This is a genomic window from Pyxidicoccus trucidator (genome assembly GCF_010894435.1).
GTDB lineage: Bacteria > Myxococcota > Myxococcia > Myxococcales > Myxococcaceae > Myxococcus > Myxococcus trucidator.
The window spans coordinates 90,427-104,107 of sequence record NZ_JAAIXZ010000017.1; the positions used below are offsets into that span (position 1 = coordinate 90,427).

Consider the following 13,681-nt stretch of genomic DNA (forward strand, 5'->3'; position numbering starts at 1 on the left):
GGGGCCGGGCTGTATAGATACCTGCCGCTTGCCATGTGCCGACTCTTTGGATTCCGTTCATCGACGCCCGCAGCCGTTCACCCTTCGCTGGTGACGGAGAAGAACTCGCTGCTCATCCAGTCGCGTGAGCACAAGGACGGGTGGGGCATTGCCGCCTACGGTGCGGAGCCTCTGCCTCTCGTCGCCCACGGTGTGGGGCCCGCGCACAGCGACCCTGACTTCGAGCGCGTGAGCAGCCGGGTGTCGTCTCACACGGTGGTGGCGCACATCCGCCTCGCGTCCGTGGGCGCGGTGGAGCTGCGCAACTCGCACCCCTTCCACCATGGCCGCTGGTCCTTCGGGCACAACGGGACGGTGCGCGAGTTCGCGAGGCACCGGCCCGCCGTGGAAGCGCTCATCAGCCCGAGCTTCCGCCCCAACATCAAGGGGACGACGGACAGCGAGCGCTGCTTCTACCTGTTCCTTACCCGGCTGTCGGCCAGGCACTCGCTCGAGCACCCGGTCCCTGTGGAGTCCGTGGCCCGCGCGGTGGCGGAGACGATGTCGCTGGTGGCGGCGATTACGGACCAGCCCGGGGACCCGAACCGCTCGGCGATGAACTTCCTGGTGACGAACGGCGAGGTGATGGTGGCCTCGCGCCGCAACCGTCCGCTCCTCCTGTCCACGGGGCCGAGCTGCGGTGGGGTGGCGGGGCTGCCTCCGGTGGGCACGCAGGTGCCGCAGTTCGTCGTCGCCAGCGAGTCGCTGTGCGGTGGGCCGTACTGGGGCACGGTGGACGAGGAGGACGTCATCGGAGTGGACGCGCGCCTCGTGTTCCACCGCTGGCGCGTGCCCGAGCTGGCCGGGGGGGATTTGTTTCCGCCCGTGAATCCGGGCGCTCCGCAAAACGCGGCGTAAGCGCCGGGTGTGGCGCTTCTCTCTTGAGCGCCGCACACGCGAGGGAGCGTCCCTGATGCGCTTCAGGTTCCTCGCGCGCTGGAGGCCGCTCTCGTGATGCGCGCGGATGCACTCGCCGCGCGCTGGAACACCCCTGACGGCCAGCGCCGACGCGAGCAACTCATCGCCATGGGCCTGCGAGGTCCCTGGCGAGAGGTGCTGGTCGGCTTCCCCGGCACGGAGGCGCTGGGGGGCAACCTCGGAGGACTCCGGGGCATCGACCTGACGCAGCAGGAGCTGAGCGGCGCGGACCTCGTGAGGGCGCGGCTGGAGGGCGCGGTGCTGGAGGACTGCGGGCTCCAGGACGCGCGGCTGGAGCTTGCGACGCTGTCAGGGGCCTCGCTGCGCCATGCCCGGATGGAGCGCGCGAACCTGACGGCGTGTGTGGCCCTGGGCGCGAGCTGGGACGACGCGTTCCTGGAGGGCGCGGTGCTCACGGCGTCCAACCTGACGCGCAGCTCCTTCCGCCGTGCACAGCTGCGAGATGCCCGGTTCGACAAGGCCACGTTGCAGCTCGCGGACCTCCGCAACGCGGACCTGCGGGACACGAGCCTGTACTTCTGCGACCTGGAGGACGCGCTCCTCACGTGCGCGCGGTGGGAGCCGGAGCGGGTGTATCCGTATTCGGCCCGGGACTTCGTGCGTGAGGCGCGGAGGGCGGGCTACCCGTCCTTCATCGAGCCCATCCTGATGCTTCAGGGAGGTGCTGGGCTCCTCCGCCTCACGAACCGGCGAGCCCTCCTGCACATCGAGGCGGGGGTGGACGCCAGCTCCGACCTGGATGCGGAAGTGAGCTCGATCTTGAAGGAACGGAACTGGCGCATGCACATGGTCGCGGCGGCGGCCGTTGTGCTGGGGGGCGCGAACGAGCACACCCTGGCGGCCCTGTGGGACGTCCTGGACCGGTGGAGCTGGGCCCATCCTCAGCTCACGGTGGCGTTACTCCTGAGAGACCCTGACTTCGAGGAGCGCGTGCGAGCCCGGATGCACGCCGCCAGCCCGACCCGCCCAGAGAAGGCTGGCACCCCGGACATGAGCGAGGTGCGGGCCTGTCTCGTGTGGGGACTCCATCTGCGGACGACCGCCACTCACCTGCCGACGCTCGGCCTGCGCGGGTCGGTGGAGCACGCCCATCGCTGGCTCGTGCGCCTCCACGAACAGGTGGACCCGCGCATCCAGGCGCAGTGGCATTCAACGCCTCATTCAGCGGCGGAGTGATTCAAGACATCCACGCGTCGAGCAACACTGCCGGCCGTGCCCCGAAGGCCTCAGCCGTGAGCTCGCGCGCATCGCCGCCTGTGTGCCGCAACGTCACGCGCAGGAACTCACGGGGCGCAGCCGCCGGAATCCGGTCCAGCCACTCCACCAACGAGGCCCCGTCCCCGCTCTCCACCATGTCCAGGAAGCCGGTGGAGTACAGGTCGTCGTAGTTCGCCAGCCGGTACAGGTCCGCGTGGTACAGCGGAATTCTTCCCGAGTACGGATACACAATCGCAAACGTGGGACTGGCCACCTCCGAGCGAGGCACTTCCGCGCCCTCGGCCACGCCGCGCGCCAGGTGTGTCTTCCCCGCGCCCAGCTCGCCAATCAGCCCCACGAAGTCACCCGGCCGTAGCAGCTTGCCCAGCCGCACGCCCAGCGCATGCGTCTCCTCGGGAGACTCCAGGCGCAGCGTCTTCACTCGCGTCGCGGTCTCGCTGCTCATCGGCCCCACCGGACCCACAAATCACACAGCCCCTGCTCCACCAGGTCTCCGGCAATCAGCCCCAGCTGCCCGCGCCGTGCCGCCGCCATATCACCAGCGAGCCCATGCGCATACACCGCCGTCCACACCGCGTCCGGCATCGGAAAGCCCTGGGCCAGGAACGCACCGCACAGGCCCGACAGCACGTCCCCCGAGCCTCCCGTGGCCATGCCCGGGTTCCCCGTGGTGTTGATGAACACGCGCCCATCCGGATGGGCCGTCAGCGTCCTGTCACCCTTCAGCACCACCGTCACCCCGAGCCCCGAGGACAGCTGCTTCACCAGCTCCAGCCGCCGCGTCTGGACCTCCTTCGTCGGCTTCCCCGTCAGCCGCGCCATCTCTCCCGGGTGCGGCGTGAGCACCACCGGCCCCTTCGCCTTCCGCAGCACCGACAGGTCCGTGGCCACCGCGTTGAGTGCGTCCGCATCCAGCACCGCCGGCAGCTCCAGCCGCGACAGCAGCTCGCCAATCAGCGCTCCCGTCTCCGGGCCGCGCGGAATCCCGGGCCCCATGACGAGCGCATCCTTGCCCTCGGCCGCCGCCAGCAGCGCGTTCAGGTCGCTCAGCCCCAGCGGCCCTGTGCCGTCCAGGGGCGTGCCCATGATTTCCGCCGAGTGCGACTGAATCGTGTCCAGCGCATCCCCGCGCGCCGCCACCGTGACGAGCCCCGCGCCCGAGCGCAGCGCCGACTTCGCCACCAGCGCCGCCGCGCCCGTCTTCCCCCGGCTCCCCGCCACCACCAGCACGTGCCCGAAGGTGCCCTTGTGCGAGTCCGCCCGGCGCACCGGCAGCGTGGCGCGCGCGTCCGCCTCCTCCACCACCAGCAGCTTCGGCCCGGACAGGTCCTTCGAGGCCTCGCCGCCCATGCCGATGTCCACCCGCCGCACCCGCCCGCACAGCGAGGCCCCGGGCTCCAGCACCTGCCCCGGCTTGAGGAAGCCGAAGGCCACCGTGACATCCGCCTCCACGCACGGCGAGAAGGGCTCGCCCGTGTCGCTCTGCAGGCCCGAGGGCACGTCCGCCGCCACCACCTTCGCCCCCGCGAACCGCCAGCGGGAAATCGCGCCAATCGCCTCGGCGAACTCCCCGGCCGGCGCACGGCTCAGCCCCGTGCCGAACAGCGCATCCACCACCACGTCGCCGTGCCCCAACTCCGGCAGCGACGCCAGCGAGCGGGGCACCACGCCGAAGCCCTTCAGCGCCGCGAGATTCCGCTTCGACTCCACGGTCAGCTTCGCCGCGTCCCCCACCAGCGCCACGAGCACGCGCGCCCCACCCTCCTGGAGGAAGCGCGCCGCGACCAGCCCGTCCCCGCCGTTGTTCCCAGGGCCGCACAGCACGGTGACGCGCCCCTCCGGGCCGGCCACGCTCCGGGCCACCTCGGCGAGCCCCCGCCCCGCGTTCTCCATCAGCAGCGCGGAGGGCATCCCGTGATGCTCTTCCGCATCCAGCTCGGCCTGACGCATCTGGGCCGCGGTGAGGACTCGCAACATGCGCTCACTCCCCCTTCTTCTGGAGCACCACCGTGGCTGCCGCCACGCCGGCGTCATGCGACAGCGCGAGGAAGGCCTCCAACCCCCGCGCCTCCATCACCTCCAACGCCACCCCGGACAGCGCGAAGTACGGCGGGCCACCGTCCCGCCGCACCTCCATGTCCTTCCAGCGGATGCCCGGAGGCGCGCCCAGGGCCTTCACCAGGGCCTCCTTGGCCGCCCAGCGCGCCGCGTACGCGCTGGCCGCGTCATGCCGCTGGCCGCACAGCGCCCGCTCCTCCGCCGTGTACACGCGGTTCAGGAAGGCCTCCGCGCGCGGCCCCTCCATGATGCGCTGGATGCGGGAGATGGAGCAGATGTCCAGGCCGAGGCCGACGATTCCCATGCCGCGCTACCCCGGGTTGCGCATCAGGTCCAACATCTCCCGCACCGCGCGGTCGAAGCCCACCAGCACCGCGCGCCCCACAATCGCGTGGCCGATGTTCAGCTCGTCGATTTCAGCGATTCGGGCAATGGCCTGCACGTTGTCGTAGTTGAGCCCGTGGCCCGCGGCCACGCCCATGCCCAGCTTCGTGCCCGCCTTGGCCGCGTCCACGATTCGCGCCAGCTCCCGCGCACGCTCCTTCTCGTTGCGCGCCTCGCAGTAGCGGCCGGTGTGCAGCTCGATGCGGTCCGCGTTCACCTTGTGCGACGCCCGCACCTGGTCCAGGTCCGGGTCGATGAACAGCGAGACGACAATCTCCCCGTCCTTGAGGTTCTTGATGATCTTCGCGACGTGCTCGCGCTGGCCCGCGACTTCCAGGCCACCCTCGGTGGTGAGCTCCTCGCGCCGCTCGGGCACCAGCGTCACCACGTCCGGCTTGTGCTCGTAGGCGATCTTCACCATCTCCGCGGTGGCCGCCATCTCGAGATTGAGCAGCGTCTGCACCGTCTCGCGGAGGATGCGCAAATCGCGGTCCTGGATGTGGCGCCGGTCCTCGCGCAGGTGGATGGTGATCTGCTGCGCGCCGGCCAGCTCGGCCATGGCCGCCGCCGTCACCGGATCCGGGTACGTGGTTCGCCGCGCCTGCCGCAGCGTCGCCACATGGTCCACGTTGACACCCAGTCGCTGTCCCATCGACCGCACCTCGCTTGCGCGGGCACGGGATTGTCGATGGCCCCGGGACGCGCCGGCCCTTCTTTTCGCGGCCGGCGTCCGGAAGTCAACCGCCGTGAGCGGTGACTCAGCCGTTGAGTGTCTTGGAGAGCGCCGCGGCGATCTCCCTGGCGTACGCCTCGTTGCGGACGGCGTCCTCGCCCTCGATGAGCACGCGCACCTTGGGCTCCGTGCCGGAGAAGCGCACCAGCACGCGGCCGGCATTGCCCAGCCGCTGCTCCACGCTCTTGATGGCCTTCATCACCTCCGGCATCTCGCCGAGCTCCTTCTTCTGCTTCACCACCACGTTGAGCAGCGTCTGGGGCACCGGCTCGAAGATGGAGGACAGCTCGCTCAGCGGCTTGCCCGAGCGGCACATGACCGCCAGCAACTGCAGCGCCGCCAGGGTGCCGTCGCCGGTGGTGGTGTGGTCCAGGAAGATGAGGTGACCGCTCTGCTCGCCGCCCAGGTTGTAGCCGTTGCGGCGCATCTCATCGACGACGTAGCGGTCGCCCACGCGGGTGCGGGCCACCTTGACGCCCAGCTTGGACACCGCGCGCTCCAGGCCGATGTTGCTCATCACCGTCGTCACGAGCGTCTTCTTCTTGAGCAGCTTGCGGGCCACCAGCTCGTCCGTGCAGATGGCCATGATGGCGTCGCCGTCCACCACCTTGCCCTTCTCGTCCACGACGATGAGGCGGTCCGCGTCGCCGTCCAGCGCGATGCCGATGTGGGCACCGTGCTTCACCACCGCGCGAGCCAGGCCCTCCGGGTGGAGCGCGCCGCACTTGTGGTTGATGTTCTTGCCGTCCGGGTTCACGCCGAGGGTAATCACCTTGGCGCCCAGCTCCTCCAGCACGGCGGGCGCCGTCTTGTAGGCCGCGCCGTTGGCGCAGTCCACGACGACGGTCATCCCCTCCAGGGTCAGCTCGCGCGGGAAGGTGGCCTTGAGGAACACGATGTAGCGGCCGCGCGCGTCCTCCATGCGGAACGCCCGGCCAATCTTCGTGGCCGTGGGGCGGATGGAGTCGATGGAGCCGCTGGACACCAGCTCTTCAATCTTCCCCTCCGTCTCGTCCGGCAGCTTGAAGCCGTCGCGCCAGAAGAACTTGATGCCGTTGTCCTCGTACGGGTTGTGGGAAGCGGAGATGACCGCGCCCGCGTCCGCCCGCATGGAGGTGGTGAGGTTGGAGATGCCCGGCGTCGGCAGCGGGCCCACGAGCTCCACGTCCACGCCCATGGAGATGATGCCGGCGGCCAGCGCCTGCTCGAGCATGTAGCCCGACAGCCGCGTGTCCTTGCCGATGATGACGCGGTGCCGGTGCGGCCCGTTGCGGATGAGGAACGCGAGCGCACGCCCGAGCTGCATCGCCACCTCGGCCGTCATCGGGTAGACGTTCGCCTTGCCGCGCACGCCGTCCGTGCCGAACAGCTTCTGCGACGCCCGCTCCTCCTTCGGAGGCATGTTCATCCTGTACGCCATGTGTGCCGCTCCACCTTTCCCACGCCGGGCCTGCGCCGGCCTTCGACGTCGGGGCTTATACCCCGCCCTCAGTACGGGCCCGAAGTGACGGACCCGGTGTTCCCTGGGCAACCTCCCAGGCGTGCAGGCTTATCAGCCTCAACGAGATTGCGAAATCAGTACCAACGCCGCCGGAGGGTCTCGGATGCATCGCGCCACGAGTCCCATGAGAGCGATGGGCGCCGCACAGTGCCTCCCTGGCTGCCCCCCGGCGGTGCCCGGCAGTCCACACAGCGAGGACTGAAAGCCACACCAAATTACCGCCCGTACAGCAGGCCACCCTCCATTCCTTGCCGGATCGCATCCGCCACGACCAGGGCGTCCCGGGCCTCCACCACGTCGTGCACCCGGACCACGTCAGCGCCCCCCAGGGCGGCCATGGCGGCCACGGAGCCCAGCGTCGCCGCCAGCCGCTCGGTGGCTGGCTTGCCCCCCGTCAGCTTGCCGAGGAAGCCCTTCCGGCTGGTGCCCACCAGCAGCGGCAGCCCCAGCACGCGCAATTCGCCCAGGCGGCGCAGCAGGAAGAGGTTGTGGTCGACCGTCTTCCCGAAGCCGATGCCCGGGTCCAGGAGGATGCGCCCGCGTGGCACCCCCGCCGCCTCCGCCCGCGCCAGGGCGTCCTCCAGGAAGGCCAGCACCTCGTCCACCACGTCGTCGTAGCGCGGCGACTGCTGCATGGTGGCCGGAGTGCCCTGGATGTGCATGAGACAGCAGGCCGCCCCCGCCTCGGCCACCACGCGCGGCAAGTCGGGGTCGGAGCGGAAGCCGGTGATGTCGTTGATGAGGTGCGCGCCCGCCTTCAGCACCTCGCGGGCGACGGCCGCCTTGGTGGTGTCCACCGACAGGGGCACGGAGGTCCGCGCCCGCAGGCCCTGGATGACGGGCAGCACCCGCGCCACCTCCTCCTCCGCGTCCACCGGCTGGGAGCCGGGACGGGTGGACTCTCCACCTACATCGAGCAGATCCGCGCCCGCCTCCGCCAGCGCCACGCCGTGGGCAATGGCGGCCTCCGCGTCGAAGAAGCGCCCGCCGTCGGAGAAGCTGTCCGGCGTCACGTTCACCACGCCCATGACGTAGGTGCGCGTGCCCCACGCGAAGGTGCGCCCACCCAGCTCCAGCGCGCCAGAGGCCTTCCCCGCCTCCAGTGCCCGCTCCACCGTGGCGGCCAGTGCCGTCAGCGGGGGCGACTCCAAGCGTGCCGTGGCCAGCAGCCGGTCGAACTGCTCCTTGCGCCCCGTGAGCAGCCCCGTGCCTGGCCGCGCCTTCGCGTCACCGGGAATCCAGGCGGGGTACTCCTCCAGCCCGGGCGCCGTGGCGGTGGCGTGGAGGGACTGGAGGAAGTGCCCCTCCTCCTTCGCCAGCCCTGTGAGGAGCAGCTGGGCGTGGGGGAGCTTCTCCAGCAGGTACTCGCGGGCGGACGGGGGCAGCCCCAGCCGCCGGAAGGCGAGCAGCAGATCCTCCGGACGGTCGGCGACAATCGGACGGGCACGAGGCATGGGGAGGCGGCTCCTGCGGCGCGGTTCGCGCACCCTACCGCCCGCTCCGCCCTTCGTCCCATGGGTAGAACAATGCGTCCCATCCCTCGCGGCTGGTGGTGACGGTTCGGGGGCGCATATTGAGTGCGGAGGACGGAAGGCCCTGAGGGCCGCCGCCCCCGGAAGAAAAGGAGCACTCCATGATGACCGTTCGACCCTCTGAAGCCCGCGGACATGCCAACCACGGCTGGCTGGACTCCCACCACACCTTCTCGTTCGGGAGCTACTACGCCCCCGACAACATGGGCTTCCGCGCCCTGCGCGTCATCAACGAGGACCGTGTCACGGCCGGCGAGGGCTTCGACACGCACCCCCACCGCGACATGGAAATCATCACCTACCCCCTCAGCGGGGCCATTGCCCACCGTGACAGCACGGGCGGCGACGGGCTGCTGCGCGCGGGTGAGGTGCAGCGGATGACGGCCGGCACCGGTGTCATGCACAGCGAGATGAACGGCTCGGACCAGGACCTGCACTTCCTGCAGATCTGGATCATCCCCGAGCGGCGCGGCCTGAAGCCCGGCTACGAGCAGAAGGCGTTTCCGGAGTCCGAGCGGCAGGGACGCTGGCGCGTGGTGGCCAGCCCCGACGCGCGCGAGGGCAGCCTCACCGTGCACCAGGACGTGTCGCTGCACAGCACGCTCCTGGGCGTGGGCGAGCAGGCCGAGTACACGCTGGCCCCCGGCCGCCACGCCTGGCTGCAGCTGGCCCGCGGCAAGGGCACGCTCAACGGCCTGGAGCTGAAGGCCGGTGACGGCGTGGCCGTGTCCGAGGAGTCTCGGCTGGTCCTCACCGCCACCGAGCCCGTCGAGGCGCTGCTCTTCGACCTGGCCTGAGCGGCCGGGCATGAGGCCCGCAAAGCAGAAGGCCCTTCCCGGTGTGCTGGGAAGGGCCTTCGTCATTTCCACGGTGACGGTGGGACTACGCCTTCTTCGGCTCCATCGTCGGAATCGCATCGAGCGCGTCGAGGATCTTCCGCTTGTCCTTCTTCTCCGTCGCCTTCGGCGGAGCGTTGACGCGCGGAGGCGGACGCTCACGGGTGAGCTGGCCGCCCTGGAGGAGGATGTTCACGTCCTCGGCGTCCAGCGTCTCGTACTCCACCAGCGCCTCGGCGACGCGCTTGAGGGCCTCGAGGTTCTCGGTCAGCAGGCGCTTGCCGTTGTCGTAGCAGCCCACGACGATGGAGCGGACCTCCATGTCGATCTGCCGCGCGGTGTCCTCGGAGTAGTCCTTGGACGAGTTGAAGTCGCGGCCCATGAACACCTCACCGTCGCTCTTGCCGAACGCCAGCGGGCCCATCTTCTCGCTCATGCCCCAGCGGCACACCATGGCGCGCGCCGTCTCGGTGGCGCGCTCGATGTCGTTCGCCGCGCCGCTGCTCATCTCGTTGAACATGAGCTCTTCGGCGATGCGGCCGCCCATGGCCATGGAGATCTGGTCGAGCATCTGCTTCTTGTAGCCGTTGATCTTGTCCTCGGTGGGCAGGCTCCAGGTGACGCCCAGGGCCTGGCCGCGCGGGATGATGGTGACCTTGTGGAGCGGGTCACAACCCGGGAGGAGCTTGGCCAGCAGCGCGTGGCCCGCCTCGTGGACGGCGGTGTTCCGCTTCTCCTTCTCGGTCATGATCATGGACCGGCGCTCCGGGCCCATGAACACCTTGTCCTTGGCGGCCTCGAAGTCGCTCAGGTCCACGCGCTCCTTGTTCTGCCGCGCGGCCATGAGCGCCGACTCGTTCACCAGGTTCTCCAGGTCCGCGCCCGTCATGCCCGGCGTACCGCGGGCGATGACCTCGAGCTCCACTTCCGGAGCCAGCGGCACGCGCCGGGTGTGCACCTTGAGGACGCCCAGGCGGCCCTTCAGGTCGGGGCGCGGCACCACGATGCGCCGGTCGAAGCGGCCGGGACGCTGCAGGGCAGGGTCCAGCACGTCCGGACGGTTGGTGGCGGCAATCAGGATGACGCCGTCGTTGGACTCGAAGCCGTCCATCTCCACGAGCAGCTGGTTGAGCGTCTGCTCGCGCTCGTCGTGACCGCCGCCCAGGCCGGCGCCACGGTGGCGGCCGACGGCGTCGATCTCGTCGATGAAGATGATGCAGGGGGCGTTCTTCTTGCCCTGCTCGAACAAGTCCCGGACACGGCTGGCGCCGACGCCCACGAACATCTCCACGAAGTCCGAGCCGGAGATGGAGAAGAACGGAACACCGGCCTCACCGGCCACCGCTCGGGCGAGCAGCGTCTTGCCCGTTCCCGGGGGGCCCATCATCAGCACGCCCTTGGGGATGCGACCGCCCAGCTTGGTGAACTTCTTCGGGTCCTTGAGGAAGGCGACAATCTCCTCCAGCTCCTCCTTGCACTCGTCCACGCCGGCCACGTCCGCGAAGGTGACCTTGTTGTGGCTCTCGCTGAGGAGCTTCGCCTTCGACTTGCCGAAGGTCATGGCCTTGCCGCTACCACCCTGCAGCTGGCGCATGAAGAAGATGAAGAAGAGGAACAGGAAGACCACCGGCATCCACTGGCCGAGGATGGTGAGCCAGAGGCTGTTCTGCTCCTCCCGCTCGTACTTCACGTCCACGCCGTTGGCGCGGAGCTGGTTGAGCATGGCCGCGTCCGGCGCGGGGCCCGTCGTACGGAACTTCTCACTCGTATCGACGAACTTGCCGGAGTAGGTGTTGCCCTTGACGGCGACTTCCTTGACCTTCTTCTCCTCCACCTTCGACAGCAGCTGCGTGAAGGATGGCTCCTGGACCTGGTCATTGCCCTGGGAGAAGAAGTTGTAGAAGGCGACGAAGAGGACGATCAGGATGACCCAGAGCCCGATGGTCTTGTAGGTCGAACGCACGTGTCAGCTGCCCTTTCGGTACTCGGCGGGATGAGGGCCGCGCTGGGAAGAACCCCAGCTATTTCCATCATTTGGCCGACACCAGGCGAGCAACCCAACGTCGGACCGTATCAGCAACAGCAAAAAGCCCTCAACTATTTAGGGGGCCGCGGCCATCCCCTCACTCTGCACTGTTCCACTCTATAACGAAGGGGGCCGCTGAATGCTCGCACCCGGAGGTGCCGCCCACAGGGAGTGTCCGGAAGGAACTCCTGTTGACGCGGGTGCCCACAACCCGGGGAGCCACAGCACCTGCCCCCCGGCGTCCACCACCACCGGCCACGTACCGCGCGTTTCCTCCGGCACCCGAAGGTCCACCAACAGGTCCTGGAGCTTTCGTTGTCCCGCCGCCATCCGGAGGCGGTCGCCCGGTTGGCGTGTCCGCACGGTGAGCGGCCACAGCGTCCCCTCGGCGAGCACAAGCCCGTGCATGCCCGTCGGCGGCGGTCCGCGCGCCACGGAGAAGCGCCAGCCCGTTCCGTCCAGCGCTCCCCGCGCGCCCTCACCCTCCAGGTGCAGCTCCGCCGGGGCCACGGGCGGGCGGGGACGGAAGGTGCGGACCCGCCCGCCGACGGCGCGCAGCTCGTAGCCCTGCCCCAGCGGGGTGTTGCGCCCCCGCTCCACCGCGCTCAGCACGCGCAGCAGCGTGGCGTCATCCACTGGCAGGCCGTCCCTCTCGAGCAGGCGGACGAGCACCCGCCGCCGCAGCGGCGGCTCCAGCGCGCGCACCCCCACGGCATCCAGGCTTTCGTCGTGCAGCAGCAGCCGCCGCCACGCCTCCTCCGCCAGGCGCGTCAGCAGCGCGTCGTCCTCCGCCGCATGCCGGGCGAAGGCCGCCAGCCGCGCCTCCACGCGGTAGCCCGCGGCGCGCGACAGGGCCGGCAGCACGTCCTCCCGGATGCGCGTCCGGAAGAAGAGCGGGTCCGAGTTCATCGGGTCTGTCCAGAAGCCGACACCCTCCGCCTCCAGGAAGGCGACCACCTCGTCGCGCGTACGGTCCAGGAGCGGACGGACGAGCCCCGGACGCGAGGCGTGGATTCCACCCGCGCCCCGCAGCGCCGTGCCGCGCGCGAGCCGCATCAGCAGCGTCTCCGCCTGGTCGCTCGCCGTGTGAGCGGTGGCCACCACGTCCAGCCCACGCTCGCGCCGCACCGTCTCCAGCATCGCGTAGCGGGCCTCGCGCGCCCTCGCCTCGAGGCCCGTGCCCGCGCCCACCTCCAGCACCCGCGCATGGCACGGCACGCCCAGGCGGGCGGCCAGGCCCTCGACTGCCCGCACCTCTGCCTCGGCCCCGGGCCTCAGGCCATGGTCCAGCGTGGCGGCCTCCACGCGCAGCCCCAGGCGGGGCGCCACGCGCACGGTGCCGACCAGCAGTGCGGTGGAGTCAGCGCCTCCTGAGACGGCGAGCAGCACCGAGCGCCCCTCGAGGCCGAGGCGCTTGTAGGCCGCCTCCAAGGTCTTCGTCAGAGGCTGCGGTGGGAGGTCAATGCGGGGCATCTGACAGGGGCGGAATGGATTGTCGAATGGCTGGGTTACAGAGGCGCATGCGGTTGAAGGTAGGGGGGTCGGTTCTTATGATCGTCACACCGGATGGGCGTGGTCGCGGAAGCGGAAATAGTCGCTTTCGTTGGGATTGTTGAGCGGACGGTCGAATTTCAAGGTGTTGGGCCTAGGGGTCCCCCCCCTCCCCCTCTGGGCCCACGGGTCCGCCAGGAGATCCACTCCCGGCGGTCCCTCTTTCCGAAGCGCCCCGGACTTCCTCGCTTGAGGTCCGGGGCGTTTCCTTTTTCGCGCCCTGCTGCACACGTCACGTGCGACTGCACGAGCCCGGGTGTGGACCATGCGGACGCGGAATCAGTCCTTTGAAACCGTTGACCCACTTGTGAGTCTGTCGGATAACGACCCTGGTGTGTTCAGGTCGTCACCTCGAATCCGCCCCGGAGACCCAGGTATGGCAGGCACTGACAAGCGCAAGCAGTCGCTGTACTTCCCCGAGGAGATGCTGAAGGAGATCCAGGAGGAAGCGACCCGCCAGGACCGCTCCCTGTCGTGGGTCGTTCAGCAGGCGTGGAAGATCGCCCGTGAGCGCATCAAGTCGTTCCCCGCCGTGAACGACGTGACTGGCGACGAGCGCCAGGACCCACGGGAGGAGTAGCGAGGGCATGGCCACGACCGACCATCGCAAGCAGAGTCTCTACTTCCCCGAGGACATGCTGGAGGAGATCCAGCGTGAGGCGACGCGGCAGGACCGCTCGCTCTCGTGGATCGTGCAGCAGGCGTGGAAGGTGGCGCGCGGCGACATCCGGAAGATGCCTTCCGTGAATGACGTGCTGAGCCCGCCGCCCCGTCCCGCGCCGGCGCCCGTCGCCGCGGCGGTGGCTCCCACGGCCGCAGTGCCGGTGGTAGCCGCGGCCTCGTCCTCGGACGAGTCCAAGTAGT

13 protein-coding genes are annotated in these 13,681 nt (G+C 69.7%); 5 read left to right on the forward strand and 8 right to left on the reverse strand.

Going from position 1 to position 13,681, the window contains the following annotated elements:
- The first annotated feature begins 33 nt into the window (after positions 1-33).
- Together G4D85_RS36480 and G4D85_RS36485 are read left to right on the forward strand one after the other, a co-directional pair.
- Entirely contained in the window at positions 34-897 is an 864-nt protein-coding gene (locus tag G4D85_RS36480) for a class II glutamine amidotransferase (RefSeq protein ID WP_164018720.1), read from the forward strand.
- 96 nt (positions 898-993) lie between these two features.
- A complete protein-coding gene (locus G4D85_RS36485; RefSeq protein ID WP_164018721.1) occupies positions 994-2,154 on the forward strand; it encodes a pentapeptide repeat-containing protein in 1,161 nt (386 codons plus the stop codon).
- Position 2,155: 1 nt separating this feature from the next.
- On the opposite strand, the gene tsaE is transcribed toward G4D85_RS36485, so the two are convergent.
- The 6 genes from tsaE to folP all read right to left on the reverse strand — a co-directional run bounded on the left by tsaE (position 2,156) and on the right by folP (position 8,326).
- The gene (gene tsaE / locus G4D85_RS36490; protein ID WP_164018722.1) at positions 2,156-2,641 is read right to left on the reverse strand and encodes a tRNA (adenosine(37)-N6)-threonylcarbamoyltransferase complex ATPase subunit type 1 TsaE; all 486 of its coding nucleotides are present in this window, start codon (positions 2,639-2,641) and stop codon (positions 2,156-2,158) included.
- Positions 2,638-4,173: an NAD(P)H-hydrate dehydratase gene (locus tag G4D85_RS36495; protein ID WP_164018723.1), complete on the reverse strand. Its 1,536-nt coding sequence runs from the start codon at positions 4,171-4,173 to the stop codon at positions 2,638-2,640. Before G4D85_RS36495 ends, tsaE begins: the two co-directional genes overlap by 4 nt.
- Before the next feature lie 4 nt (positions 4,174-4,177).
- Positions 4,178-4,558, reverse strand: a complete 381-nt coding sequence (acpS, locus tag G4D85_RS36500) for a holo-ACP synthase (RefSeq protein ID WP_164018724.1) — start codon at positions 4,556-4,558, stop codon at positions 4,178-4,180.
- 6 nt (positions 4,559-4,564) lie between these two features.
- Entirely contained in the window at positions 4,565-5,290 is a 726-nt protein-coding gene (locus G4D85_RS36505) for a pyridoxine 5'-phosphate synthase (RefSeq protein ID WP_164018725.1), read from the reverse strand.
- A 106-nt stretch (positions 5,291-5,396) separates the two neighbouring features.
- Positions 5,397-6,791, reverse strand: coding sequence for a phosphoglucosamine mutase (gene glmM, locus G4D85_RS36510; RefSeq protein WP_164018726.1), 1,395 nt, complete (start codon positions 6,789-6,791; stop codon positions 5,397-5,399).
- A gap of 296 nt (positions 6,792-7,087) precedes the next feature.
- On the reverse strand, positions 7,088-8,326 hold the full coding sequence (gene folP, locus G4D85_RS36515; RefSeq protein WP_164018727.1) for a dihydropteroate synthase: 1,239 nt from the start codon (positions 8,324-8,326) through the stop codon (positions 7,088-7,090).
- 179 nt (positions 8,327-8,505) lie between these two features.
- Between folP and G4D85_RS36520 the strand changes: the two genes are divergently transcribed.
- Entirely contained in the window at positions 8,506-9,201 is a 696-nt protein-coding gene (locus tag G4D85_RS36520) for a pirin family protein (protein WP_164018728.1), read from the forward strand.
- A gap of 85 nt (positions 9,202-9,286) precedes the next feature.
- Here the strand turns inward: G4D85_RS36520 and ftsH are convergent, their stop codons facing one another.
- Both ftsH and tilS read right to left on the reverse strand, forming a co-directional pair.
- Positions 9,287-11,203 carry an ATP-dependent zinc metalloprotease FtsH gene (gene ftsH, locus G4D85_RS36525; RefSeq protein WP_164018729.1) on the reverse strand — a complete coding sequence of 639 codons (1,917 nt, stop codon included), beginning with the start codon at positions 11,201-11,203 and terminating at the stop codon, positions 9,287-9,289.
- A gap of 180 nt (positions 11,204-11,383) precedes the next feature.
- Complete coding sequence (tilS, locus tag G4D85_RS36530; RefSeq protein WP_164018730.1) at positions 11,384-12,739, reverse strand: tRNA lysidine(34) synthetase TilS; 1,356 nt, start codon at positions 12,737-12,739, stop codon at positions 11,384-11,386.
- 454 nt (positions 12,740-13,193) lie between these two features.
- Between tilS and G4D85_RS36535 the strand changes: the two genes are divergently transcribed.
- Positions 13,194-13,397: a TIGR04563 family protein gene (locus tag G4D85_RS36535; protein WP_002638649.1), complete on the forward strand. Its 204-nt coding sequence runs from the start codon at positions 13,194-13,196 to the stop codon at positions 13,395-13,397.
- A 7-nt stretch (positions 13,398-13,404) separates the two neighbouring features.
- Positions 13,405-13,680, forward strand: a complete 276-nt coding sequence (locus tag G4D85_RS36540) for a TIGR04563 family protein (protein WP_164018731.1) — start codon at positions 13,405-13,407, stop codon at positions 13,678-13,680.
- Position 13,681: the final 1 nt, after the last annotated feature.

Coding starts and splice junctions, on each gene's coding strand:
- G4D85_RS36480 (WP_164018720.1), top strand. CDS start 34: ATGTGCCGACTCTTTGGATTCCGTTCATCGACGCCCGCAGCCGTTCAC.
- G4D85_RS36485 (WP_164018721.1), top strand. CDS start 994: ATGCGCGCGGATGCACTCGCCGCGCGCTGGAACACCCCTGACGGCCAG.
- tsaE (WP_164018722.1), bottom strand. CDS start 2,641: ATGAGCAGCGAGACCGCGACGCGAGTGAAGACGCTGCGCCTGGAGTCT.
- G4D85_RS36495 (WP_164018723.1), bottom strand. CDS start 4,173: ATGTTGCGAGTCCTCACCGCGGCCCAGATGCGTCAGGCCGAGCTGGAT.
- acpS (WP_164018724.1), bottom strand. CDS start 4,558: ATGGGAATCGTCGGCCTCGGCCTGGACATCTGCTCCATCTCCCGCATC.
- G4D85_RS36505 (WP_164018725.1), bottom strand. CDS start 5,290: ATGGGACAGCGACTGGGTGTCAACGTGGACCATGTGGCGACGCTGCGG.
- glmM (WP_164018726.1), bottom strand. CDS start 6,791: ATGGCGTACAGGATGAACATGCCTCCGAAGGAGGAGCGGGCGTCGCAG.
- folP (WP_164018727.1), bottom strand. CDS start 8,326: ATGCCTCGTGCCCGTCCGATTGTCGCCGACCGTCCGGAGGATCTGCTG.
- G4D85_RS36520 (WP_164018728.1), top strand. CDS start 8,506: ATGATGACCGTTCGACCCTCTGAAGCCCGCGGACATGCCAACCACGGC.
- tilS (WP_164018730.1), bottom strand. CDS start 12,739: ATGCCCCGCATTGACCTCCCACCGCAGCCTCTGACGAAGACCTTGGAG.
- G4D85_RS36535 (WP_002638649.1), top strand. CDS start 13,194: ATGGCAGGCACTGACAAGCGCAAGCAGTCGCTGTACTTCCCCGAGGAG.
- G4D85_RS36540 (WP_164018731.1), top strand. CDS start 13,405: ATGGCCACGACCGACCATCGCAAGCAGAGTCTCTACTTCCCCGAGGAC.